The sequence below is a fragment of the Synechococcus sp. O70.2 genome, from assembly GCF_047462135.1.
Lineage (GTDB): Bacteria > Cyanobacteriota > Cyanobacteriia > Thermostichales > Thermostichaceae > Thermostichus.
Genome location: NZ_JANSIS010000001.1, coordinates 84178 through 106812, shown reverse-complemented (window position 1 = coordinate 106812; position 22635 = coordinate 84178). Strand labels below are relative to the sequence as shown.

Genomic DNA, 22635 nt, shown 5'->3' with positions numbered 1-22635 from the left:
CCTTTGGCAAGCAGAAACGCCGCCTATGGCCCAGTGGTCCCTCCATCCCTGCTCCCAGTCCAGCGCCAGGGTTCTCCTCATTCCCACTGCCTTTGGCCCGGATACCCAAGCTCCGTTGACCATCCTCAATGCAGGCGCAGAACTGTGTGCTTTTGAGCCGCGCTTGGGGATCGATGTGGATCAGCTGGCGGTGGCGCAGTTGCCGGGGCTGATGGATGAGCCACCCTATGGCCTGTGTGAGGCAGCAGTGACCCAGGCCTGGCGACGACAACAGTGGCCGGTCTTGTTGCCTTCGGTTCTAGCAGCCAGTTGGGGGGCCATTCGTGCCCTTTGGAAGCACTACTTGAGTCTCAGTGTGGTGCATTGCAGCGCTCATGCCAACTTCATGCCCCCCGTAGAGATGACCCAGCCAGATCAAGATATGAGCTACGGCAACGGCGCTTGGGTAGAGCTGCTCTACCAGCACGGCCTGCCGGTAGTGCACGTGGGGCTGCGCAGCAGCAGTGCCCGCGCCTACGCTTGGCTAAGAGACCGCCACAGCCCCATTTTCTGGGCTCAAGAGGCCTGGGATCCGCAGCAGGTCGTCGAGGCTTTGCCGGAGCAGCCAGTGTTTTTGGTGGTGGACTGTAGCGTGCTGGATCCCTCGCTAGCACCAGCAGTGCACCACCCAGAGCCAGGGGGGCTGAGCTGGTTTCGGTTGTTACAAACTTGTGAGGCCATCTTCGCTGCTCGTCCTGTGGTCGGCGTTTCCCTGGGAGGGGTGGCGGTAAGCTCGGCAACGCGACCAACTGCCCGCATTGCAGCTCGTCTTCTCAATTGGCTGCTGGCCTGTTACGGCCTCTACTCCCTGAAGCTGGATCCCAACCCCGCTAGTCTCGAGCGGCTGGAAAATGAGTCTGGCCTATGAAGTCTTTCGCAGGTGTTCTTCCGGAGGTGGGGTCTACCAGTAGCACCTTTTGGCCCAGCTTCACCGTTGGTTGGCCAAGGGCGGACGCTGGAGACAGCTTCACTCCAGAGAGCATGGCTGCTTAAGAGGCCGATGCGGCTGACGGCTCTGCCTTGGATTCTGCCGGAAGCGGGAAACTGGGCAAGAACGAGGCCCGCGTCAAGGGTTGGTCAAGAATCAGCCCTTCTCCCCCTAGCACTTCGAGGGCCTGTCCCTCCACGGAGATCCAAACCCGTGCATTAGGGTTTTGGCTAGTAACCGTGTAGAGTACCTGGGCAATCCGACCCATCATTGCGGTGGATCCCCCCCCTTGCGTAAATTCGGGGGAGAAGTTCAAAAAGATATCGTCGCCTTCCACCCGTACATCCAGTACCCGCGTCTGGGGAGGAATAGCGGTGGTGAGGCGGGGATCCTTGGGTCCAGCGATCAACTCCTCCAGAGCCCTACGAATGGCCTCTTGGGCGTCGAAGGCGCGAAGAGAGCGCTCCTGCTGCACGTAGTGGATAGAGTTGTCAACCGTGGTCAGCCAATACAGGGAAAAAGTTTGCCGCGGCCCCCTGCTGTACCACCAGGCTCCTCCCACAAGCCCCAATCCCACCAAGAAGCCAAGCACTCCCACCTGCAAGGCCTGGCCACGTCGTCGGCGGGGGCGTTGCTCTCCCTCCCTGAGGAAGCCGAGTTGGGCAGGCCGCCCTTCGTAGTGGCTCATTGCTGCCAATCTCTTTGCTTTACTAGCTCTAGGGTAGCGGAGAAAAGCTCTCTCTGCCGGGAGACAAGCCTAAGAGAAGCTCAATTGACGTTCTACCCAGCCCTAGAGGGGGATCCTTTCCCAGCTTGCTCTCTCAAGAGCAAGGGGCAACTACCGTCAGCTCGAGCCGGGGGAGATCCCTCTGGGGGGTAGTAGCCGGTTGTGGAAGCAGGAAGAAAGAAAAGTCCGCTCCAGAAGAGTGGCACGCCAGGGCCTACGCCGCCTTTTCTCTGGTCAACCTCAACCAACGCACAAGCCGTCGCAGCTCTACCAGCAGCACACCAGCTACACCGGTCAGGATCCAGCCCAGCCACTCGGCTGCCGTGCCCAGGTAGCGCACCTTCACGCGATGCTCTCCCGGGGGAATCCGTACCTGCAACAGCCCCGACCCGTCGTGTTCGGCAGCCCTAAACTGTCCATCAATTTGAACTCGCCAAGCGGGATAGTAAAACGTGCGCAAGACTACGGGCTGCTCTTGAGTAGTGGGATTGATGGCGCGAAAGCGGCGATAGCCATAGCGCCACTCTTCCACCTGTAGCTGCGCGGCCGGATCCTCCAGCTCGCCTTGCCACTGGAGCAGCGGATCCACCTGCGGGGGCGGCATGGGCAGCGTGGCCTGGCGGGGCCGGTATTCCTGCGCATCCACCAGCGCCAGCCCATCGGGAAAGCGCCAGTGCAGGTGCAAGAAAGCAATGCCGGGCCTCTCTTGGGGCTCCTTAGGAAACTGCTTAGCTGTAGCCAGCTCTTGAAAAGTTTGAACAAGCTGTGGATCAAAGCTGGCCTTGGACAAGAGTTGAAAGCCCTGCCAAGTTTGCACCCCCATAGCTAGTCCGATCCCCACCAGCAAGGGAAGCCGCAGGCGCCTTTGCCCCCATCCCCAACCCGCTAGAGACCCCAAAAGCCAGGGCACGGTTACCGCCGTCACTGCCATCCAGCGCCAGGAAAACTGAATGCGCCGCAGGGGCAGAAACCACTCGTAGAGCCAAGCCAGCAGATCCGTCGTCATCAGCAGCGCCACCAGGCTAGCCCCAAAGCTGTAGAGCAAGGTAGCTCTGGCAAGGGATCCAGCCGCATCAAAACTCCTCCCCGGCCGGCGGACCAGCCATTCTAGAAAAGCTAAGATCCCAACGCCCACCACAACCGCTGCCATCCAGACCCAGTACCCGACCAGGTTGCTCTCAAACCAGTGCTCTGTCCAGCGCGGCTGAAGCTGAGTTAGCCCGCTCAGCATTAAGCGATGCTGGGGCATGTATTCCTCGGCAAAGTTGACAAAATCCACCTGGACATGGCGCTGATCCCAGAAAGCCGGCAGCAAATAAAAAGCCGCCCACCCCAGTCCCAGACCAAATCCCAGGTAGCAGCGTCCCACTCTGGGCCAGAAGGGATCCCTTCCCCCCACCACCCACGGTAGGGGCAGCCAAACCAGAGTAAAAATCAGCAAAGTGGGCAAATGGGACAGGGCCAGTAGGCCATAGCTCAGAGCCAAAGCCCCGATCGGCCAGAGGGACTGAGGCCGGCAAATCACCTGTAGCGAGGCCCAGAAAACCCAGGGGGAAACGGCAATGGCCCAAACTTCTCCAATTGCACCCCGTTGGTAGATATCCACCAACCAATAGGGGCCGGCCATGCTCAGCAGGGCCAAGACCAGCGCCAAAGCCCAAGGAAGCACCTGCCGCAGCAGAACGTATAGCCCCAGCCCAAAGACCGCCATCGCCAGACCCATGCTGGCCACCAAAGAGCCGGGCAGGTCCAGCCCCAGGGCGCGAAAGGGCAGGGTGGCTACCATACACAAAGGCGGGTAGAGGGCAAAGGTGGGATTGCCGTAGCCGAAGTTGGAGTACTCCAGCCAGCGGGGGTAAAACTGCCCGCCGAAAAACTGGCGCTGATACTGAAAGGCCCAACTGAGGTTGAAGTGGGTGGAGTGAGTCATGGGATAGCCTTGCTGCAGCATTGGCCAGAGCAGGGCCAACACTCCGGCCAGCAGCGCAAGCCCGACCAACAACCCCGGTTGGCGTAACGCTTTCACCATTTCCAAGAGCCCGCCTTTCGCGCACCGGGCAGATGTTTTCGATAGCTCCAGGCCGCAGGTCAACTTCCAGCTTCTGTAGCAGGCGTTAGCCAGACAGCCTTGGGCCTACCTCCCTCTTTGCCGGGAACTAATAGCGAATCCAAGCATAGGCAGCCTCAGAGAGCACCGGCACCTCGGCGTAGCGGCCACGCAGGTTCTGGGACCAAGCGTAGAGAGTAACAGCCATCACTCCCAGAAGGGCAGTGTTGGCCAAAATGCTGCCCACTGCCCCTAGCGCTAGGCTGCCAAGGAGCCTACCCAACACCTGCAGCAGCACTTGCACCAAGAACAGGGCAATGTTGAGCAGCAGCGCCTGCATGGTATTGAAGCGAACAAAGTGGGCGATGCGGCCGTTGCGGATGACGAAAAAGAGGAGGGTAAAGAACAGCCCCATCCCCAGCCAGCCCGTGACCAGAGGCAACAAATGCAGTAGCGGTAGAAAGATAGGGATCAGTCCTGGCAGGGATTGAAACAGCCCCGAGGGGACAAAGCCCAAGGGCAAAGCCGATACCAAAGGCAGAAGGTAAGGAAGGGATCCCCACAGCCGTTCGCGCCAGCGGGCCGGAGGCCTTTCGCTGGGAGTGATGTTGCTGCGCCAGGTCATGTCCTCGAGTCCCTCAGCTCACTGCAGTGGTCGCTAGAGTCTGCTTGTTTGGGCAATGCCGCTCCCTTGCCAGAGGAAAAGGGCAGACAAGCCTTGGGCCCATTGTAGTCGTTCGCGCAGCGGGACGGAGGGATCTCCACGGGTTGGCTCGAAAGCCAGCTTCCCTTTTTTTGCGGCAAGACGTTCAGGGCGAGCATTCCAGCCGTTCGCGCAGCGGGACGGAGTCCTTTCTGGACTGGTATAATCGACGCCAACTCTCGGCTGTGTAGAGATATGAAAACTTCATCCTCTCCCCCTACTCGCCTCGTCGCCGCCTTGCTCTGGAAGGCCTGGTCTGGGCTCATCGGCTTTCTCAACGACCGTCTGTTGCCGGAGCGCTTCCACGTTCGGCCTGAGGCTTTGCCGGAGTGGCTGGCACAACTCTGGGGTCGCTACCTGCGCTATCGACAAGCCTCTCGTCCAGGGAAGATCCAGTTTCGCGGCCTGACGGTGGATCCCAGCCAAGGGGAATCCTCAGCTTCCCTAGTCGGGTCTAGCTTGCTCCGCTACCGTGGCTGCCCTCTGGAGAGGGTTGCCCACCCCCTCCCCCATCAACCCTTTCCCGTTCGCGTCAGCGGGACGGAGTCCTTAACCCCTTTTGTGCCCCCCTACTGGAGGCTGCTCAATACGCTGCGCTTGAAGTTGAGCCTGGCCGATGTCGATAGCTATTCGGTCACGCCGGCCCTACAGCGGGTTTACCGCGGCCAAGAGTTCTAACGCCAGCCCAAGAGCAGCGGAGTAGAGGGTGGGGAGACGATCCGACCCACGGAAAGCTGAGAATTCCTTTCTCGCTAGGGGCTAAGACCTTCTACAGTGGATAAGGAAGGTCATTGAGCTTGTTATGTCCAAATGCGGCGTGCTCCTGCTGAACTTGGGGGGGCCAGAAACGCAGGCTGATGTGCAGCCCTTTCTCTACAACCTCTTTGCCGATCCGGAGCTCATCCGGCTGCCCTTTCCCTTTTTGCAGGGGGCATTTGCCTGGGCCATCTCCATCCTGCGAGCGCCCAAATCCCGGCGCAACTACGCTGCCATCGGGGGGGGATCTCCTTTGCGGCGCATCACCGCTGAACAGGCCCGAAAGCTGCAGGCCCAACTGGTGGCGGCGGGCTACGACGTGCCAGTGTATGTCGCCATGCGCTACTGGCACCCGCTCATTGAGTCTGTGGTGCAGCAGATCAAGTCGGACGGGATCACCCGCCTGGTGGTGCTGCCGCTGTACCCGCAGTACTCCATCAGCACAACTGGCTCCAGCTTCAAGCTCCTGGATCGCCTCTGGGCCGAAGACCCAGAGCTGGCCCGCATCGAGCGCCGCCAGATCTGTTCCTGGTACGATCAGCCCCAGTATGTCCAGGCCATGGCTAGGGCCATCCGGGAGCAGTTGGACGCCTTCGAGGATCCCCTAGAAGTGCATGTGCTCTTTAGCGCTCACGGCATTCCCGAAAGCTACGTCACCCAGGCCGGGGATCCCTACCAGCAAGAGATGGAGGCCTGCGTCGAGCTCATCTGGCGCCAGGTGGGACGCCCAAATGGCTACACGCTCTCCTACCAGAGCCGGGTGGGCTCGCTGCGCTGGCTGCAGCCCTACACCGAGAGAGTAATCCCAGAGCTAGGCGCGCGGGGAGTAAAGCAACTGCTGGTGGTGCCGATTAGCTTTGTCTCAGAGCACATCGAGACCCTGCAAGAGATTGACATCGAGTATCGAGAGCTGGCCCACCGGGCTGGGATCCGCGATTTTCGCCGTGTGCCCGCCTTGAACGCCGACCCGCTATTTATTGCTGGCCTGGCAGCTCTGGTGCAGCCCCATCTGGTTCCCTCAGCACCTGCTTTTGTGCCGGCTGCGGTGGGCAGCTCGCTGCTGGAGCGTTAGGCAAAAGGACTCTAGGCGGGGGGCAGGCCACAGTTAGCACCTGTTTTTGCCCAGCGGTTAGGTGCAGGCACGGCCTGGCCAAGTACTTGTGCTCTGGGGATCCTAGCCTTTAAATCAAAGTTTCCCCCTGTGCAAAATCGATGAGCGAAGCCCTGCTGACCGAGTGGCTGCTGGCCTATTTCCACCAACGGCTGCCCTTTCCCAAAGAGTGGCTGCCCCAGGGGAGCTACTGGGTGGGGGGCTCCCTGCGGGATGCCTACCTAGCTTGGCTGCGAGGCCAGTCTGGAGACTCCAAGGGGCCAGTGGATTTGGATTTAATGTGTCCGGCGGATCCGGTGGGGTGGGCAGCAGGGGTGGCGCGGCGGCTGAAAGCCGGCTTTGTGGTGCTAGATGCGGAGCGACAGATTGCCCGCATCGTGCTGGGCCAAGGAGGGGCTTCCCCTCCCACAGCGGCGACGGTGGACGTAGCCCTGCAGGCGGGCCCCACCCCGGCGGCGGATCTGTGGCAACGGGACTTCACCTGCAATGCCCTGGCCCTGGAGCTGCGGGAGGGGCAACTGTTGGATCCCACAGGGGGGCGGGCGGACATTCAGCAGGGGTGTCTGCGCATGGTTCACCCCGACAACCTCAGCGCCGATCCGGTGCGGCTGTTGCGGGCCTATCGCCAAGCAGCCCAACTGGGGTTTGCGCTGGATCCGGCCACGGCAGAGGCGATTCGCCAGCGGGCTCCCCTCTTGGCCAATGTGGCAGCAGAACGGGTGCGGGCCGAGGTGGTGACCCTGTTGGAGACGGGGATCCCGGGCCTGGCCCACCTGCAGGCAGCCGTGGCGGCAGGTCTGCTGGTGGCTTGGCTGCCCCGCCTAGCCCCCCAGAGCCCCGGCTTTGCCCAGGCCCAAGCCGTCTGGCAATGGGCCGAGATCTGGCAACCCCAGTACCCCCGCACTCTGGCGGAGCTGGCCCAGCCTTTGGCGGATCGGCGCAGCAGCCTGTTGGCGACGGTGTTGGCAGCCCTGCTGTGGGATCCGGCAGGCACCCCTGCCGAGACGGTGGAAACCGAACTGGAACGGCTGCGCTTTAGCCGGGCCGAGATGCGGGCCGTCCAAAGGCTGCACCAGCTTCTGCCCCACTTCCAGAAGCTTTTGGCCAGCTCTCCCACCCCTCCCCAGCAGTGGCGGCTCTACCAGCAGGCGGGATCCCTCTTTGGCGGCCTAGCCCTGCTGGCTGCAGCCACCGGCAGCTCGGCAGAAACGATCCAGCTTTGGCTTAGCCGCTACGAAGATCCCCAGGATCCCCTGGCCCATCTGGTGCCCCTGCTGGATGGCCGCGACCTACTGCACACCTTAGGTGGCCAACCTGGCCCCTGGGTAGGCCAGCTGTTGCAAGAGCTCCAGGAGGCCCAAGCTTGGGGCCAGGTCCAAACCCGCGCCGAGGCCCTCTCCTTTGCCCGCCGCTGGCGCGAGAGAAGCTCCCAAACCTAGCCAAAGCGATAGCCAAAGCCGCGCACCGTTACCAAATACTCGGGGTTACTGGGATCCACCTCCAGCTTTTCTCGCAGCCAGCGGATGTGAACATCCACGGTTTTGCTGTCGCCCATGTAGTCGGATCCCCAGACCCGCTCCAGAAGCTGTTCCCGCGTCCAGACGCGGCGGGGATGGGACATGAACAGCTCCAACAGGCGGAACTCTTTAGGCGAGAAACTGACCTCCACCCCCCGCACCAACACGCGGCACTCCTGGGTAAACAGGCAAATATCCCCGTAGCGGAGCACTGTGGCCTCGCTGGTGTAAGCCTGCTGCCGACGGCGCAACACAGAGCGGCAGCGGGCAATCAGCTCCCGCATGCCAAAGGGTTTAGTTAGGTAGTCGTCGGCCCCCAGCTCCAGGCCCACCACCCGGTCAGTCTCGCTGCTTTTGGCCGTCAGCATCAAAATAGGAAGGGCGTTACCCTCCCTACGCAACAGCCGGCACAGATCCAAGCCATTCAAACTGGGCAGCATCAGATCGAGGATCATCAAGTCCAGCCGCTCGGCTGTATGCACCAGCTCTAGCGCCTCCCGACCGTCGGCGGCTTGCAAAACTCGGTACCCCTGTTCTTCCAGAGCAAGGGCAACGGTTTCCCGGATCGCATCCTCATCCTCCACCACCAGCAGAGTCTCCTGAAGGGGGGAAGCTTCCTTAGCTTGGGGAAGTTGACTGGTCATGGAAAGCAAACTCCGCCTCGCTTCATCACCCTCAATGGCAGCCGCCCGCTAGGATATCAAACTTCAGGGTTGGCCAACAGAGAGGAGAAAAGGTGTCAAATCGCGATTCGAGGTTCCAAGACGTCAGGTTGAACCCCGAAGGTTCCAACATCGGTTGGTTCAGGATGATTTAAGATTGGGGTGGAGCCGAAGCCACTGGCGCGGCCGGGCATGCTTGCTTCTCTTTCTGCACTCTGGACTACTGGCGGAGCAATTTTACGGTTGCTGCGCTGGCACAAGCCGGCAGGACGCTTGATTTTGATGATCCCTGCTCTGTGGGGAGCTTTCCTAGCCGGACGCGGAGCGCCGCCTTGGCCATTGGTCGGGATTCTCATTCTAGGCAGTTTGGCCGCTAGCGGGGCAGGCTGTGTCATCAACGACCTCTGGGATCGGGACTTGGATCCGTTGGTGGAGCGCACCCGCACCCGCCCCCTAGCCAGCCGCGAATTGAGTGTTGGTGTCGGCATCGCAATGGCGTTGCTCTGCTTGGCCTGTGCGGGAGGGCTAGCGCTGTTGCTCAACCCCGTTAGCTTTGCCCTCTGTGTGGCAGCGGTGCCGGTGATTTTGCTCTACCCAGGGGCCAAGCGGGTTTTTCCAGTGCCCCAACTGATCCTGGCGTTGGCCTGGGGATTTGCCGTGCTCATCAGTTGGACAGCGGTGAGAGGTCAGGATCCCCAACTACCCCTGTGGGAGGAGGGGCTGGGCTGGCTGTGGCTGGCCACGGTACTCTGGACTCTAGGGTTTGATACGGTTTATGCTCTCTCGGATCGCGAGGACGACGAGCGAGCTGGGATCCACTCCAGCGCCCGTTTCTTTGGCCGGCAAACCCCAAGGGCGGTGGGGCTCTTTTTCCTAGGCACCACCATTGCCCTCTTGGGGGTGGGGCTTAGCCTGCAGTTGCACGCGATCTATTTCCTCAGCCTGGCAGTTGCCGCCGGCCTCTGGGCTCGGCAAACCTGGCAGCTTCACCGGGTCCATTCCTCCCCCGGCCTCTACCCAGCTATCTTTGGCGAGAACGTGGTGCAAGGCTTTATCCTGCTGGCGGGGATGATTGCCGGCTGCCGGCTGGCCTAGTTGGGATAGATGCGCAGGCGGCGGTTGGGCTCTTCGCCAAAGCTCTGAGCGCGCAAGTGATAGGACTCAACCAGCTGATGCTGCAGCTTGCGGATGTGGGCAGAGCGGGGTAGGAGCTCCACCGGCTGCGACTTGGGGATGACGATTTGCTCCACCGCCAGGCGAGCTTCTTCCAGAGCTTCTGCTTCTTCTGCTGTGCTAGCCTGAATAAACAGCTCCAGGTCTGACTGGGCCCCCTCCTCACTTTCAATGTTGAGGATGCGGCGCAGGGCGCCGGCCAGAGCAATCAGGGTATTGGCCTTGACGGTATGAATGGGGATCTGGCGGGAGTGGGCCAGTTGCTGAATCTTGGAGCGGCTGCGCACCTGGGATCGCAAAGCCAAGACAATATCGGCCTCATCCAGGTCTTTGGTAACCTGCGCCGGCAGCTGCAGGGTCCGGATGACCTGCTCTAGGTGGAAACGGCTAACCCCATAGGGGTAGATCCTCAGGAGCCCCTCTGGGTCTTGCGGGAGCTCCGCTTCCTCCTCAGATTTGGACTCTGACTGGGAGTTAGCTAGCGGCTCCGCCGAGGAGTCTTCCTCCTTCGCTAAGGGCGAGCTAGGCTGCTGCAGACGGGTTGCAACCGGTTCCAAAGGTAGAGGCTCCAGGCGGCCGGAGGATCCCCAAGTGCCCCCCCCAGCAAACAGGGCAGTGTCGGCAGGGGGCCACTGGGGTCGCAAGAGGCTTGAGCGTCCGTTCATGCCAGTGGTACTGCGCACAATCACCACTTGGCCGCGTTCGTCCAGGCTGCGTATTTGGATTGACGCCTCGCGGTTACGTAGGAGGCAATCCACTGTGGCTGCCACATCTTCGTGGATGACCCAGCGATGCCGCTCTAGCATCTCCACCGCAATCTCAAAAGTCGGGGGAGCCTTGCGCTCCAGGACACTCTTCTGACAGCCCCGCCGCCGTGCCTCCTCGTCCCCCAGCGTGACGGATTGGATCCCGCCTATTAGATCCGAGAGGGTGGGGTTTTTAATCAGGTTTTCGATGCGGTTGCCATGGGCAGTGGCCACCAGTTGCACCCCTCGCTCGGCAATGGTGCGGGAGGCTAAAGCTTCCAACTCTGTGCCAATCTCGTCGATGATCACCACTTCCGGCATGTGGTTTTCCACCGCCTCGATCATCACCTTGTGCTGCAGCTCTGGGCTGGCCACCTGCATGCGTCTGGCCCGACCAATCCCTGGGTGGGGCACGTCGCCATCCCCGGCAATCTCGTTAGAGGTGTCGATGATAATGACCCGTTTGTGCAGCTCGTCTGCCAAAACGCGGGCAATTTCCCGCAGGGCAGTGGTTTTGCCTACTCCTGGCCGGCCTAGCAACAGCATTGAGCGGCCCTGCTCCACTAGATCCCGAATCATGGTGATGACACCGACCACGCAACGGCCCACCCGACAGGTAAGGCCAATGATCGTGCCCTGGCGGTTGCGGATGGCGCTAATCCGGTGCAGGGTTGAGGCAATGCCAGCCCGGTTGTCGCTGCTAAACTCCCCCACTTGGCTGATGACCAAATCCAGGTCGGCGCGGCTAACTACTTCCTCGGAGAGGTACTCCGCAAAGCCGGGGAAACGGGCTTCCGGGCGGCGGCCCAGATCCAGCACCACCTCCACCAGCTGATTTAAGTGAGGATGCTGCTGCAGCCGCTCCCGGATGGCTGCGGGCAGAACGTCCAGGAGCTTGTTTAAGTCGTCGTTGTAGAGGACTTGTCCGGGAAAGGAGGTGGGTTCCCTGTTCAAGGGCTGGGCTGGGAAACTCATGGTCAAGCGACGCTGTCAAGCACTGGAAAAACAGCTCGGTCGGAGGGCAACTGGCCGCTGCTTTACCTGCTGCACCAACTGCTTGGCTAACAGGATCGCTGTGGTCAGGCCAGATCCTTCCTCTAGATGGGCAGCCACCAACTGGCGGGCATAACTGCCAAAGGCGATCCCCGCCACTGGCCAGCAGGGATCCAACAGCGACACTGTTTGCGCATTGGTTCCACCTGCCAATTGCACATAGCCAGGTAGGCCCATGTCCAGCACCTTGCGGGCCAGCTTTAGGGTGGCCTTGCTGGTGCCAGCCCCAATATCTCCGCTCATGGGCCGGCCGTCCACCTGCCAGATCAACACCTCCGGCACGGGATCCATCAGGGTCAACAGATCCCGCAAATAGGCCTCAAGGCCCGGACCATCGTTAAAGCTAATCGAGACGGCCTGCAGCCGTCCCAGCCATGGCTTCAGGGCTCTCCACACTTGCTCAAACTGCTTCTGCCGGCCGATACAGGTGTGGATTTCTACTGCCTGAACGCCCAGCTCCACTAGAGACGGCAAGACCTCCGCTACTGCCACCTGATAGCCAGAGGTAACAATGCGCCGGTAGGGACAGACGGGCTCGCAGCGGCCACAGCCGTAGCACAGCTCCGCCTGGATGTAAACCCGGGCAGAGGGGCCTAGAGGCACCAAGGCATGGGGCGGACAGACCGCCACACAAGGCTGTGGACACTCGGCAGGGCAGGTGGGCTCTGTCAGGGCTGCCTTGCGGAAATGGACATCCTCGCCGTCGTTAAGGCTAACCATCAGCCAAGGGGACCCCGCTTGCGGGTCTTCTGCTTGGGCTCGCTGGATCCCTTGTTGGGCAGCTCGGACAATAGCCGGCTCAGCGGCAACGTCGATGCAATCGGCCCCAGCTAGGGTGTAGAGAAAGGCTAACTCCCGAATGGAGGGCAAGTGGTGGAAACTTGCGCCACAGATGAGCTTGAACCAAGTGCCCTGGTGCAGCGAGGCTTTCGGCAAGGTCACAGGTACAACTAGCCACCAGCAAGGCCGCCTACTTGAGATGGTAGCAAAGATCCTCAGGCGCTCTGCAGGGCGCTCTCTAAAGGTTGCCAGCGAATTGACCGCTCTCGAGCCAGCTCCACCACAAATTTCACGCCCTTGTCTTCTTGGCTTAGCTTCACCAAGTAGGAAAGTTCTTGCCGGCTGAGGACATGCCCTTCGTAAAACCAAAAGACCAATCCCTTGGCCTTGGGGGGCAAAGTGGCCCGGTACTGCTCAATTAGCGAAGGGTAGAAGTAGGTGCGCCGCTGCGACTTGCCCAGGGTGGCAGGCCGCACCCCATGGCTGCGCGTCAGATAGCTGGCCAGATCCCCAATCCCCTTGCTAGAGAGGGTAACCACCTCATAGCCGGCCCCGCGCAGCCGCCGCAGGTAGTGTCCTTCGGATCCCCCTTCCGGCGTGACAAACATGGCCAAAGCCCCAGCCTGCTCGAGCTGTTGCACAAACTTGGCACCTGAGCCGACTAGCAACATAAGAAGCTCCGTCTTTGCCTGCGCCCATTGTAGCGGGAGTATGCCCCTAGCCGAGGATAGAAGTTTCCGATAGAACTCCTAGAAACTCCCCGGTTCTCCCCGACGTGCCGAAGAGCGGAGGCAGAGCAGGAAGAAGCGTTAGAATTGAGAACGACAGGAGAGCAACCACCAATGGCTCAACCAAGCTACCCCGTAACCAAAAGCGACGCCGAGTGGCGCCAGCTGCTTACTGAAGAACAGTACTACGTGCTGCGTCAAGAAGGGACTGAACCCCCCTTCCGCAATGCCTACTACAACAACAAAGCCCCAGGGATCTATGTCTGCGCGGGCTGTGGGCAGGCGCTGTTCTCTTCAGAAGCCAAATACGACAGCGGCACCGGCTGGCCCAGCTTTTGGCAGCCAATTGCTCCAGAGGTGATTGGCACCAAGACCGACTGGAAGCTGCTTGTGCCCCGCACCGAGGTGCACTGCTCCAACTGTGGCGGTCACCTGGGGCATGTGTTTCCGGATGGCCCCCCGCCAACAGGCTTGCGCTACTGCATCAACTCGGCAGCTTTGAAGTTTATCCCAGCCAACGCCTAGGCCTTTAAGCCGCCTTGTCGGCTGAGCATGTCGGACTACACTTTCCTGGATGCTACCTCGATCCTGCTGCGGGAGGGTCTGGAAGCCCTTCTGGTGCTGTTAGCTCTGGTGGCGCTTCTTGGGAAGAGCGGGCAGTCGGCCCAGCAGCGCTGGGTGTGGCTAGGAGGAGCGGCGGGTCTATTGGCAGCGGTGCTGCTTGGTTTCTTGGTCAAGCTGTTTTTCCAGCAGCTACTTACCCACACCCGCCAGGAGGTGCTGGAGGGGATCACGGGGCTGGTGGCAGCAGCTCTCCTGTTTTCGATCAGCCTCTGGCTGCACCGGCGGTCGGCCACCGCTGCCTGGCAAGCTTTCGTCCACGAGCAAGCTCAAGTAGCCCTTGCCAGCGGTCAGGTTTTTTCCCTAGCTTTTCTGGCCTTTACAGCCGTGTTTCGCGAAGGGGCGGAAACGGTGGTGTTCTATGTGGGATTGGCGCCTTCCCTGCCGGCCCGGGATCTCTGGCTCGGAATTGGCTTGGGAGCTCTTCTGCTTGCAGGAGTGGCAGTTTTGCTTTTGCCCTTGGGTCTAAAACTGCCCTTGGGGGCTTTTTTCCGGGGTTTAAGCCTGCTGATCTTTTACTTGGGCTTTAAGTTCCTGGGCAGCAGCCTCCACGCTTTGCAAGTTGCAGGCTGGCTTCCGACGACCCCCTTATCCGGGATCCCGAAGCTGCGCTGGTTGGGGGTCTATCCCACTTGGCAGACGCTGATCCCGCAAACGGTGCTGCTGGGAATAGCCTTTGTCTTGTGGATGAGGCAATGGCTGCGGGCTGATTCTGCTCAAAAGCTCTCTCCGTGAGAGAAAAACAGAGCCCGCCCCTAGGGATCTGGCAGGCTGCTGCGTTTTAACCCAGAAATCAGGTGTCGTAAACGCGGCACTCGACGGCGTCGGGGTTTTCAGCACAGTGCTGCTCGAGGCTGGTGGGGGCCTTTGGCTGGTGGCTGCGGGCTGCCAGCACCTCCTCTACCGCATCCCAGGCTGCACGGCAGTGGGGATCCCCTTCGCCGTACTCAGAGCAGACTTTGCGCGCGTTCTCCAGCTCTTTGGCAATGACTTCAGACAGTCCCATATTCTCAAGCTCCTTTCGACCGGCAGGGCTCTTCACCCCTGGGTTGGTTGACGCAGATCGTCCACGGATAGGTTGAAGATGATACCGTTGGCCAACCAATCGCAGTGAATCTACTACCTACTATTCTATGTAGCCCCCGCCGGAGGGTGTTGCCATCCTTTTGCAATCTCTTTGGGATCACCTCAAGCCGCCAAACAGTTGGCTAATCTGCTGCCGCACCTGTTCCGGGGATCCCTGTTGGCGTACCTGCCCTTGCGCCAGAAAGATCGCCCCGTCTGCCCATTCCAGCTCTGCCAGCCGATGGGTGACCCAAAGAGCGGTGATCCCCTCTTGATCCACCAGCTGGCGGACGCAGCGCAGCAGATCCCTCTGGCTATCGGGATCCAAGAGGGCCGTCGGCTCGTCCAACAGCAGCACTTCACAGCGCTGGGCCAACGCCCCGGCAACTGCTACTCGTTGCTTCTGCCCACCGCTAAGGCCGTGGATAGGCCGGCGGATCAAGTGGCGCAAGCCCACCTGCTCCAGGGCCCTCTCCACCCGCTCCTGGATTTCTTCCAAGGTAAGGGGCTCTGCCCCCAAACCAAAAGCTACATCGGCCCCCACCGTTGGCATAAACAGTTGCTGATCCGGGTTCTGAAACACGTAGCCTAGCCGCCCCCGCACCTCCCAGAACCCCGCCAGGGGCTGGGGATAGGTGAGCACTCCTGATAGGAGCTGCAGCAAGGTCGATTTGCCGCTGCCATTGGGCCCCAGCAGCATCCAGAGCTGGCCCTTGGGAACAGCAAAGCTGCACTCCTGCAGGACCGGCGGACTTCCTGGCCAGGCAAAGGTCAAGCCCTCTACCCGGATAGCCAACGGGGGTTCTCTCCCAGTGAGGGAACTCATAGACCCCTAAGAAGCTGGCCTTAGCCCTGCAACTGGGCCAAGAAGCCAGGGCGGACTCCCATGGGCGCGGTGCCGGACTTGGAGGTCATTTGCACGCCACACAGCTCGCCAGTTAGCAAGAACACCTTCTTGCCCGTGCGGTCGCAGGTCAGCTCTAGGCTCTGAGGGGATCCGTTGCGAAGAGCCTCAACCACACTTTGATAGGCGCGGTTGGCCGCTTCCTCCTCTTTTTGGTGGATGACGATAGGGACAGGATTCCCTTTCAGGAGCAGTTCGAGAGTATACATGGCTGACCGTTCGCGTAGTGGGCTGTGGACACCTGATCCCAGTATCGCAGGTCGGCGGAAGACCTGGAGGCCGGCAAACCCAGATCCCAGCGCTAGGGGCAGGGGCGGGCGGAGGTGGGATCCCCTGGATTGAGACCGGCAAACCAGCTCGACAGGGCCGCCGGCAGGCAGAGGCCAGGGTTGCCCTCGATGTGGAGCCGTTCCAGCCGCGGCAGTTCTGCCAAAAAGCCGGGCAGCTCGCCCGTGAGCCGGTTACGGGCCAAGCGCAGATCCCGCAATTGCTTGAGTTGGGCCAGCTCCGGAGGCAGGGATCCGCTGAGGCGGTTGTCTGACAAGTAGAGGTTTTCCAGGTTGCGCAGTTGCCCCAGTTGGGGCGGAATGGGCCCAGAAAGCTGGTTGCGATCCAAAAACAGCCCTTTAAGAGAGCTGAGCTGGCCGAGTTGGCTAGGAATGCTGCCACTGAGCTGGTTATCTTGCAGGCAGAGGTTTTCTAGGCGGCTGAGCCGACCTAGCTCTGGAGGAATGGATCCAGAGAGCTGGTTGTGATCCAAAAACAGTCCCCGCAGCTTGCCCAGTTGTCCTAGCTCCGGTGGAATGGGGCCAGAGAACTGGTTGTAGTCGAGAAAAAGCTGTTCCAACTCCCTCAACTGCCCTAGCTCGGCGGGGATAGGGCCGGAAAGTTGGTTGTAGCTTAGGGACAGAGCCCGCAGCCGGCGAAACTGGCCGATCTCCGGTGGCAGGGATCCCCTTAGCCCGCGGCGATCCAACACCAACTGGACAAGGCACTGATCTCTATCAAACAGAGCTACTTCCTCCACCACCACCTCAGGCCGGCCCATTGCGGCCAAGATTTGCCGGAGGAAGAGAGGATCCTGGCAGGAGGCAGCAGGCCAGGCCATCCTCCCCCAGCTCAGCCAAGCCCAAATCACCACTAGACCCAACACCCACCACCGCTGCTGAGCTTTTCCTAGCCCCTGCCCCATTGCCCTGCTCCAGAGGCTCCCTGCTCGAGCTTGCCCGACGTTGCCTTAAGGGAGCATAGCTCCAGAGGCCTCCCAACTGCCAGGCAGCCTCAGGAATTGGCAGCAGCAAGTGAGAATAGACGAGCAATGGGAAGATTGCCGCGACAGCCAACAGCGGCAAAACTGCTAAGATGAGGGCCTAGAGCTTAACTGCCTGGGAGCGCTGGATCACCTCAGCTTCGCTTAGAGGGGTGGGGGCGTGAAAAGACAGGCACCAGGGAGTTTGGATTTTGCAGGGCGGGTGAAGCTGCTGCGAGGAGAGATAAAACTGTCCCACCTTTAAGACAGCCACATCTTCTCCGCTTCCTCCCCGCTGGGCAATTTGCTCGCGCACTACCTCAATGGCTGCCGGAGACGTGACTCGGCCGAAAAACTGGGTGGAGCAGTTGGCGATGACGTTGTGGTCGATGCTCTTGGGTGCTTGGGTAGCAAAAATGAGACCCAAGCCGTATTTGCGCGCTTGGGCGGCCAGGCGCAGCAGGCTCTGCTTGCAGGGGGTAGTCCCCTGGGAGGGCACAAAGTCTTTGGCCTCGTCGATGACCAGCAGCCCGCGCACTGGCGCTTCCGGCGGGGCGGGGTTTTTCTTGATCCAGGTAAACAGCGCCATGGCCAGTTGATTGAGAAATTGCTGCTGTTCCCCCAGGGTGGGAAGGCCCACCAAGTTGACAACCGACACCCGGGTTTTGCCGTAGTCTGAGCCCAGCCCCAACAAGATGGCCGGATCCAACGCCATCCCCTGTTGATGGAGCAACTTGTTGTTAACCATGGCAGCCTTGAGGAGATTGGCCATCTGCAGCGCCAGTTGCGGCGCCTTGCTGATACCGGCTCCTGCTTCCGGAGGCAGGTCCGCAAGGAACTCGGCAAAGTCAGCTAGAGATCCCGGCTGGTGGGTGGCAAAGTATTTCAAAGCTGCCTTAAGAACCCCCCGCTTCAGCTCGTCGCTGACAGTCTTGCCGGGAGCCACGATCTCCTGAAGGGCGCCCCAGGCCATGTCGACGGCTTGCTCCAGCTCTTCGGGATCACCGGCCAGCGCAGCAAAGTCCGGCAGGGGGGCGAGGGTGAGGGGGTTGCCCGCCGCCAGCCCAGGGGTCCAAACCACCACCTCGGTTTGGGCAAAGTAGCGCTCTGCCTTGGCTTGATCCTCCTCTGTCCAGCCTTCGGGAGCGGCAGGCCAGGGATCCCCCAGCCGGGCCAAGTCGTTGGCTGCATCGATGACGATGGAAGGGATCCCTTGCAAGGCTGCCTCTTCCACCATTCGCCTCAAGAGCACCGTTTTCCCCGAGCCGCTGCCAGCCAAAATCACAGTGTGCCGCACCAGCTCCTCGATGGGCAGAAAAACTGGCTCACCCTCCCGGTTGGCTATCCAGCGTCGTCCGACAAACAAACCTGGCGAAGGTCTCGGCGGCTGCAAGTCTTGCTTGGCTTCAGGAGCTTTGCCGTTGCCTGCCCTAGGAGGGGAGGAAACTCCCTTTTCCTCAGGCTCAGCTCTCGTAGCCCAGTCAGCCGGGATCCCTTCCCTCAGCCAGGCAAGGATTTTGGCCAGCCCCGAATCCAACTCAGCATTTGCCAGGTGGGTAAGAGGTCGCCGTTCCGCCAGCCAATCTCTAAAATCGGGTCTGGATTTGAGCTGCTCTAGGGCCAGCAGAACCCTGATTTCCCTTTCACTGGGCCGCCAGTGGATCCCACCCTCCTCAAGGAACTTTTGCCACAGTTTCTGAGTACGTTCGCCTCCTGGTAGGGAGGTAGTGCGCACCACTACCAACTTGCGAAATCGCAGGGCCGCGTCGATCCCGGCTGCCGTCCTAGCAGCTACTAAGCGAGTTTGGAAAGATCTAGGATTAGTTGATTGAATAGCTGTAAAACAAAGGTGCCTTTCCCGCTCGTTTGCCTCGTAGAAGATTAGCCGCAAGCGAGAATGCAGAGGCGAGAAACTTCTGGATCCAGGGAAGTCAGTTTCCACTTGTCTGCCAATACTAGCCGGCAACTTTTCCTGCCAGACGAGAAAGTTGCACAGAGAAGCTAGGGGCTCTTTCCATATCTCGTTCTCGTTTTCCTGTAAATACGGGGAAATATCAACCTTTTGCTTGGCCTCCTCAAAGATTCGATCTAGTTCCTTCAGTGGAGGGAGACTTGGAGTGATAGGAGCAGAACTTGGGACACCTAACTCGGTAACTCTCCCTTCCCGTAGGCATTGCTCCCTGTGCTCATGACATTTCTGGAGGAGCTGCCGAGGATTGTTCCTCTCCGGTAAGGACTGGAAGAACTCCGGCTTAAACGGGTAGGAAGGATAGGGAGGGGTAAAGCCCACCTTGTGGTAGGCAGCCTGCAGGCGAGGAACAACAACTGCCTCAGCGACACTGGCCGAAAGAAGATGCGTCAAAGTTAAAGGCGGCTCAAAGCGTCCTGTAAAGGTTTTAACAGCTGTTTTCGTTAGAATTTCCCAAGACTGGTCTAGGCACGAGATGATGATAAGGGATCGGGAGAGGCAGTCCCGTAGCCCAATGAGGCCACCTGCGATGTTATGAATGATGTTTTGGGAAGCTTCTCTTTCTGTCTCTGGCGAGAGCTCCTGCAAGGATGACGAAGGACTAGGACTTGTATGAGATTGCACAACAATGGGATCCAACTGATCCAAAGCAACTACAGTGGGTCCCCTTAGGCTCATCAGCCAAGAAAGCCCTGCAACAACTTGACTAGGATTTAAGCTGGCGTTGGTAAAACCGAATTGTCGGGCAACCTCTGATTCCACACCTAGGCCCTGTATCCAGCTAGTACCTATTGACGCCAGTGAAAAATCATTCGAATTAGCTAGAATGGCAGCTCGTACACAATCTTGGTACTTGATGGTGTGCTTGCGATCTTGAGTGAATAGCCATTGCAGAGTTTGTCTAATGACGTCGAGCAAAGATTCGTGGGAAAAACTGGCGATCTCCTTCGCCTGCTTGGGAGTAGAGAGAGCTCTCAGAAAGACCAGATCGAGAATTTTTTGGAGCTGGCTAGTGCCATCAGGCTCTTCCTGAAGCAGAGAGGTGAGGTAGCCCTGGATTACGGTTTCCCAAAAGTCTTTCACATCGGTCATGTCCACTAGGACAAATCCCACCCCTTTTTCAAAGCAGCGCTGTCTTAAGACCCTGAGAAGGTGGGTTTTGCCAGAGCCACCATTGCCAAGCACAGGGATTCCAAAGGGTGTCTCCATCTGGGGAGATTGGATTAACTTCTCCAGCCGGCTGAATAGCTTCTCCCTGACATCCCGGTTAAGCTCAGGAACGTCAAAATCCGGAGGTTGCCAGATTTTTCTAAGATGAACTGTCCAATCAAAATCAACCTCCTTGAGGGCTTCTAGAGCTTTTTGTTGGTTGATTGAGAAAGAGGTACTTTCCTTGGAAGTCATGGCTAGTTCCTAACACGAAGAACGTGCTTTTTGTAGCCGTACAGGTCAATAGCGGCGGCTTCGATTTCAGGAGTAATGGACAGAGGATCGTCCAGGTTCATCAGCACTATCTTGGCTTGGCGGTTCAAAGTCAGGAGCGCCTGATCCAATAGCCAGGAGGGAACATCGGGAAATCTTTTGCGCAAGTCGGATAAGTAGACTAGGTAGTAGCGCCCTCCCATCTCCTCGCAGGTGCGAAAGACCTTCTCGAGGAAGTTAGGATCAACCTCCCCTTCGCTAACTTCCCAGGGCTGCGTTTGCCCAGTAGGAACAGGGGCTGCTCCACCGAGAGAGGGTCTGTTCGCGCTACTCGGCCGTAGGCCTAGAATCCGCGCCAAGGGAACGTTCTCCCGCTGTGCGTAATCCACTAGGGTTGCCAACGCCTTTTGCAAAACAACTGCTGCCTCTGGCGACTTGGAGCGGGCGATGGCTGTTGGAGGTGTGGTAGAAGCCCAGTCCCAGGCCTTGTCAGTCAGCACAAGCCGGGTTATCCTCCTTCCCTTTTCGACTACAGTCTTGCATTCAATGAGGCCCTTTTCCTCCAACAGCTTGAGCTCTTTGGCCCTATGCTTTGGCTTCACTTGCGACTTGGTCGGTTCTTCCCCTGTTAGCAGGAGCTTCCAGAGCAAGATTTCGCTTTTGGGCAACAAATCGCTCATTTCCCCAACCTCCAGCCCTGCCTCAAAGCCGGCTCTGTTGCAATTGAACCACCTTGCGGATCATCTCCACCGCCCGCTCGCAGTCGGACATCACCAGCTCATTGGGAATCCGCAACACCAAGTAGCCGGAGATGAGCAACTCGTAGTCCCGCAGGCGATCCTGGTAGTAGTGGTTTGGCTCGCGGTGCTCTGGCCCATCCACTTCCACCACCACCTTACCCTCCCGCCAAAGCAGATCCGCTCGGAAAGCGCGTCCGTTAACACTCTGTACAGTTTGGTTGAATTCCAGCAAATTCTTTAACTGTGCATCTGCTGCCACCCGGTCGGCCAGCTTTCTCTCGGCGGGACTGAAGGGGTGAGGGGATCCCTTGCAACCCACCACCACCTGTACCGAGCTGTCGAACTCCTTTAGCCTCTCAGGAAGCTGCAGTCGAATGGCACCGTAGCTCACGGAGGCCAATTCGGGGTGATCGGTCAAAGCGCTCGGCACCACCAGCACCAGCCGTGCCTGACTGTGGTCAGCCAACCAGATAGCTGCCTTGGCCAAGCCGAGTAAGTAGCTGGGCGCCGGCTCTGTCTCGTCGGTTGCCAAAGCCAAGGTCAGCTCGCGAGGGGCAATGGCCTTGGCCAGTTGCTGCACCTGGATCGCCCGCTGGATCCCTGGCAGCAGAGGCAGGCGTTGCTGTTGGCACAAGTGCATGGCCGCCCTGAGCCAGGCGTTGGCAATGGTGGGATCCTGTTTTGCTGGTAGCTCTTGGGCGCGGAGACGATTGTGAGCTTGAACCTCTGCCGTTGTGCCCGGCTCAAACTTTTCCCCATACCAATAAGGCCAGAGGGATAGGGCTACCCTCGCCAGCACTTGCAGACACTCATCGAGGATGGCATCCTGCGCAGGAATTCGGTGCCAAAGCTTGGAGACAAAGACCGTCTCTCGAGTTTCAGCCTCCTCCGCCAGGCTCGCTAGCGCTTCCTCCACGCACGGCGCCAGTAATAGCTTGACCTCCCCCTCTTTGCCTAGGTCTTGCCACGAAAGAACGGCCACCTCGCCTCTCCCACCTGCCTCCTGGAATCCTAGCCTAGGCCAGGCCGGGGGGAGAGGGTATCGCAAGCTGGGTCGGCAGGGATTCGAACCCTGGGCCAATCGGTTAAAAGCCGAGTGCTCTACCGCTGAGCTACCGACCCGAGTTTACACTTTCGTTATGATAGCAGGACTTTTGTCACATTCGCAAAGACTCTAGCCGGATCCCCGAGAGTTTTGCTAGTCTGGATGTAAGCTAACCCCGGGGCTGTAACGGTTTCGACGGGGTGGCGAACAAGGGTTCATGATGCAGGTCGGGCTTGAGCTTATCCCGTTACCACTAGGCTCAACAAAGTAGGTGCGAACAACGTCGTACCTTTTGCTCGTAAAGCAGCTGCTCTGGCTGCCTAAGGCTCAGTAAGAGAAGTCTGAGCTCGAGGATCCTCCCACGACCCCGTTAAGTGGGCGGGTCACAACCCCAACGGGTGCAGCTCTCTTCTCCGGCTCCGTCGAGGGAGAGCCTAAGCTTAGGCGGAGAACTCCCATCGCCGGGATCTAAACGGCGATCCCTGCCTCGAGGGTCAGAAAGGCTAAGCCTGTGAAGGAGTGAACCCCCAGTACCCATCTCGGACACGGGTTCGACTCCCGTCAGCTCCACTTCTTTGTCAGTTGGCTGCCACTGGTTACCTAGCGGTGAGCGCGCGGGTGGCTGCACTTGGCCGATGACTGTGTTTCCT

The 22635-nt window shown here is 59.6% G+C and carries 21 protein-coding genes, 1 tRNA gene and 1 other RNA gene; 8 read left to right on the top strand and 15 right to left on the bottom strand.

Annotated elements, in window-relative coordinates; genetic code table 11:
- The first annotated feature begins 25 nt into the window (after positions 1-25).
- Entirely contained in the window at positions 26-907 is an 882-nt protein-coding gene (locus NW812_RS00470; RefSeq protein ID WP_414393091.1) for an arginase family protein, read from the top strand.
- Between the two features lie 121 nt (positions 908-1028).
- On the opposite strand, the gene NW812_RS00465 is transcribed toward NW812_RS00470, so the two are convergent.
- The 3 genes from NW812_RS00465 to NW812_RS00455 form a co-directional block, all read right to left on the bottom strand.
- Positions 1029-1655 carry a GerMN domain-containing protein gene (locus NW812_RS00465; protein ID WP_414393089.1) on the bottom strand — a complete coding sequence of 209 codons (627 nt, stop codon included), beginning with the start codon at positions 1653-1655 and terminating at the stop codon, positions 1029-1031.
- A gap of 253 nt (positions 1656-1908) precedes the next feature.
- On the bottom strand, positions 1909-3723 hold the full coding sequence (locus NW812_RS00460; RefSeq protein ID WP_414393088.1) for a hypothetical protein: 1815 nt from the start codon (positions 3721-3723) through the stop codon (positions 1909-1911).
- Between the two features lie 127 nt (positions 3724-3850).
- Positions 3851-4366: a Tic20 family protein gene (locus NW812_RS00455; protein WP_414393086.1), complete on the bottom strand. Its 516-nt coding sequence runs from the start codon at positions 4364-4366 to the stop codon at positions 3851-3853.
- 273 nt (positions 4367-4639) lie between these two features.
- Between NW812_RS00455 and NW812_RS00450 the strand changes: the two genes are divergently transcribed.
- The 3 genes from NW812_RS00450 to NW812_RS00440 all read left to right on the top strand — a co-directional run bounded on the left by NW812_RS00450 (position 4640) and on the right by NW812_RS00440 (position 7750).
- The gene (locus NW812_RS00450; RefSeq protein ID WP_414393085.1) at positions 4640-5122 is read left to right on the top strand and encodes a hypothetical protein; all 483 of its coding nucleotides are present in this window, start codon (positions 4640-4642) and stop codon (positions 5120-5122) included.
- A gap of 124 nt (positions 5123-5246) precedes the next feature.
- A complete protein-coding gene (gene hemH, locus NW812_RS00445) occupies positions 5247-6272 on the top strand; it encodes a ferrochelatase (RefSeq protein WP_414393084.1) in 1026 nt (341 codons plus the stop codon).
- 140 nt (positions 6273-6412) lie between these two features.
- On the top strand, positions 6413-7750 hold the full coding sequence (locus tag NW812_RS00440; RefSeq protein WP_414393082.1) for a CCA tRNA nucleotidyltransferase: 1338 nt from the start codon (positions 6413-6415) through the stop codon (positions 7748-7750).
- Here NW812_RS00440 and NW812_RS00435 read toward each other — a convergent pair.
- Entirely contained in the window at positions 7747-8508 is a 762-nt protein-coding gene (locus NW812_RS00435; RefSeq protein ID WP_414393777.1) for a response regulator, read from the bottom strand. The two genes, NW812_RS00440 and NW812_RS00435, sit on opposite strands and share 4 nt — an antisense overlap.
- A 174-nt stretch (positions 8509-8682) precedes the next feature.
- On the opposite strand from NW812_RS00435, the gene NW812_RS00430 reads away from it, so the two are divergent.
- A complete protein-coding gene (locus NW812_RS00430; protein WP_414393080.1) occupies positions 8683-9585 on the top strand; it encodes a 4-hydroxybenzoate solanesyltransferase in 903 nt (300 codons plus the stop codon).
- On the opposite strand, the gene NW812_RS00425 is transcribed toward NW812_RS00430, so the two are convergent.
- The 3 genes from NW812_RS00425 to ndhN are packed head-to-tail and all read right to left on the bottom strand — an operon-like array spanning position 9582 to position 12913.
- Positions 9582-11384 (bottom strand): R3H domain-containing nucleic acid-binding protein, encoded by a 1803-nt coding sequence (locus NW812_RS00425; protein ID WP_414393078.1) that lies wholly within the window; start codon positions 11382-11384, stop codon positions 9582-9584. The genes NW812_RS00430 and NW812_RS00425 overlap by 4 nt on opposite strands.
- Positions 11385-11399: 15 nt before the next feature.
- Positions 11400-12404 (bottom strand): LdpA C-terminal domain-containing domain, encoded by a 1005-nt coding sequence (locus NW812_RS00420; protein WP_414393076.1) that lies wholly within the window; start codon positions 12402-12404, stop codon positions 11400-11402.
- A gap of 53 nt (positions 12405-12457) precedes the next feature.
- The gene (ndhN, locus tag NW812_RS00415) at positions 12458-12913 is read right to left on the bottom strand and encodes an NAD(P)H-quinone oxidoreductase subunit N (RefSeq protein ID WP_414393074.1); all 456 of its coding nucleotides are present in this window, start codon (positions 12911-12913) and stop codon (positions 12458-12460) included.
- Between the two features lie 171 nt (positions 12914-13084).
- Between ndhN and msrB the strand changes: the two genes are divergently transcribed.
- Together msrB and NW812_RS00405 are read left to right on the top strand one after the other, a co-directional pair.
- Positions 13085-13495 (top strand): peptide-methionine (R)-S-oxide reductase MsrB, encoded by a 411-nt coding sequence (msrB, locus tag NW812_RS00410; protein WP_414393072.1) that lies wholly within the window; start codon positions 13085-13087, stop codon positions 13493-13495.
- A gap of 27 nt (positions 13496-13522) precedes the next feature.
- Positions 13523-14326 carry an FTR1 family protein gene (locus NW812_RS00405; protein WP_414393070.1) on the top strand — a complete coding sequence of 268 codons (804 nt, stop codon included), beginning with the start codon at positions 13523-13525 and terminating at the stop codon, positions 14324-14326.
- Between the two features lie 58 nt (positions 14327-14384).
- Here NW812_RS00405 and NW812_RS00400 read toward each other — a convergent pair whose 3' ends face one another.
- The 8 genes from NW812_RS00400 to NW812_RS00365 all read right to left on the bottom strand — a co-directional run bounded on the left by NW812_RS00400 (position 14385) and on the right by NW812_RS00365 (position 22062).
- Positions 14385-14597 carry a CP12 domain-containing protein gene (locus NW812_RS00400; protein ID WP_414393069.1) on the bottom strand — a complete coding sequence of 71 codons (213 nt, stop codon included), beginning with the start codon at positions 14595-14597 and terminating at the stop codon, positions 14385-14387.
- A 177-nt stretch (positions 14598-14774) separates the two neighbouring features.
- The gene (locus NW812_RS00395) at positions 14775-15482 is read right to left on the bottom strand and encodes an energy-coupling factor ABC transporter ATP-binding protein (protein ID WP_414393067.1); all 708 of its coding nucleotides are present in this window, start codon (positions 15480-15482) and stop codon (positions 14775-14777) included.
- A 20-nt stretch (positions 15483-15502) separates the two neighbouring features.
- Positions 15503-15769 carry a hypothetical protein gene (locus tag NW812_RS00390; RefSeq protein WP_414393065.1) on the bottom strand — a complete coding sequence of 89 codons (267 nt, stop codon included), beginning with the start codon at positions 15767-15769 and terminating at the stop codon, positions 15503-15505.
- Positions 15770-15861: 92 nt separating this feature from the next.
- Positions 15862-16752, bottom strand: coding sequence for a hypothetical protein (locus tag NW812_RS00385; protein ID WP_414393064.1), 891 nt, complete (start codon positions 16750-16752; stop codon positions 15862-15864).
- Positions 16753-16930: 178 nt separating this feature from the next.
- Positions 16931-18547: a helicase HerA domain-containing protein gene (locus NW812_RS00380; protein ID WP_414393062.1), complete on the bottom strand. Its 1617-nt coding sequence runs from the start codon at positions 18545-18547 to the stop codon at positions 16931-16933.
- A 1637-nt stretch (positions 18548-20184) separates the two neighbouring features.
- Positions 20185-20700, bottom strand: coding sequence for a hypothetical protein (locus NW812_RS00375; protein ID WP_414393061.1), 516 nt, complete (start codon positions 20698-20700; stop codon positions 20185-20187).
- Between the two features lie 202 nt (positions 20701-20902).
- Positions 20903-21922, bottom strand: a complete 1020-nt coding sequence (locus NW812_RS00370; RefSeq protein WP_414393059.1) for an endonuclease domain-containing protein — start codon at positions 21920-21922, stop codon at positions 20903-20905.
- 68 nt (positions 21923-21990) lie between these two features.
- Positions 21991-22062: transfer RNA gene (locus tag NW812_RS00365), tRNA-Lys, on the bottom strand.
- A gap of 100 nt (positions 22063-22162) precedes the next feature.
- Here NW812_RS00365 and ssrA point away from each other — a divergent pair.
- Positions 22163-22558, top strand: a transfer-messenger RNA (tmRNA) gene (gene ssrA / locus NW812_RS00360).
- The last annotated feature ends 77 nt before the right edge of the window (positions 22559-22635 follow it).

Excerpts from the sequence above, each read along its gene's own strand:
- NW812_RS00470 (WP_414393091.1), top strand. The coding sequence starts at position 26 with ATGGCCCAGTGGTCCCTCCATCCCTGCTCCCAGTCCAGCGCCAGGGTT.
- NW812_RS00465 (WP_414393089.1), bottom strand. The coding sequence starts at position 1,655 with ATGAGCCACTACGAAGGGCGGCCTGCCCAACTCGGCTTCCTCAGGGAG.
- NW812_RS00460 (WP_414393088.1), bottom strand. The coding sequence starts at position 3,723 with ATGGTGAAAGCGTTACGCCAACCGGGGTTGTTGGTCGGGCTTGCGCTG.
- NW812_RS00455 (WP_414393086.1), bottom strand. The coding sequence starts at position 4,366 with ATGACCTGGCGCAGCAACATCACTCCCAGCGAAAGGCCTCCGGCCCGC.
- NW812_RS00450 (WP_414393085.1), top strand. The coding sequence starts at position 4,640 with ATGAAAACTTCATCCTCTCCCCCTACTCGCCTCGTCGCCGCCTTGCTC.
- hemH (WP_414393084.1), top strand. The coding sequence starts at position 5,247 with ATGTCCAAATGCGGCGTGCTCCTGCTGAACTTGGGGGGGCCAGAAACG.
- NW812_RS00440 (WP_414393082.1), top strand. The coding sequence starts at position 6,413 with ATGAGCGAAGCCCTGCTGACCGAGTGGCTGCTGGCCTATTTCCACCAA.
- NW812_RS00430 (WP_414393080.1), top strand. The coding sequence starts at position 8,683 with ATGCTTGCTTCTCTTTCTGCACTCTGGACTACTGGCGGAGCAATTTTA.
- NW812_RS00425 (WP_414393078.1), bottom strand. The coding sequence starts at position 11,384 with ATGAGTTTCCCAGCCCAGCCCTTGAACAGGGAACCCACCTCCTTTCCC.
- ndhN (WP_414393074.1), bottom strand. The coding sequence starts at position 12,913 with ATGTTGCTAGTCGGCTCAGGTGCCAAGTTTGTGCAACAGCTCGAGCAG.
- msrB (WP_414393072.1), top strand. The coding sequence starts at position 13,085 with ATGGCTCAACCAAGCTACCCCGTAACCAAAAGCGACGCCGAGTGGCGC.
- NW812_RS00405 (WP_414393070.1), top strand. The coding sequence starts at position 13,523 with ATGTCGGACTACACTTTCCTGGATGCTACCTCGATCCTGCTGCGGGAG.
- NW812_RS00400 (WP_414393069.1), bottom strand. The coding sequence starts at position 14,597 with ATGGGACTGTCTGAAGTCATTGCCAAAGAGCTGGAGAACGCGCGCAAA.
- NW812_RS00395 (WP_414393067.1), bottom strand. The coding sequence starts at position 15,482 with ATGAGTTCCCTCACTGGGAGAGAACCCCCGTTGGCTATCCGGGTAGAG.
- NW812_RS00390 (WP_414393065.1), bottom strand. The coding sequence starts at position 15,769 with ATGTATACTCTCGAACTGCTCCTGAAAGGGAATCCTGTCCCTATCGTC.
- NW812_RS00385 (WP_414393064.1), bottom strand. The coding sequence starts at position 16,752 with ATGGGGCAGGGGCTAGGAAAAGCTCAGCAGCGGTGGTGGGTGTTGGGT.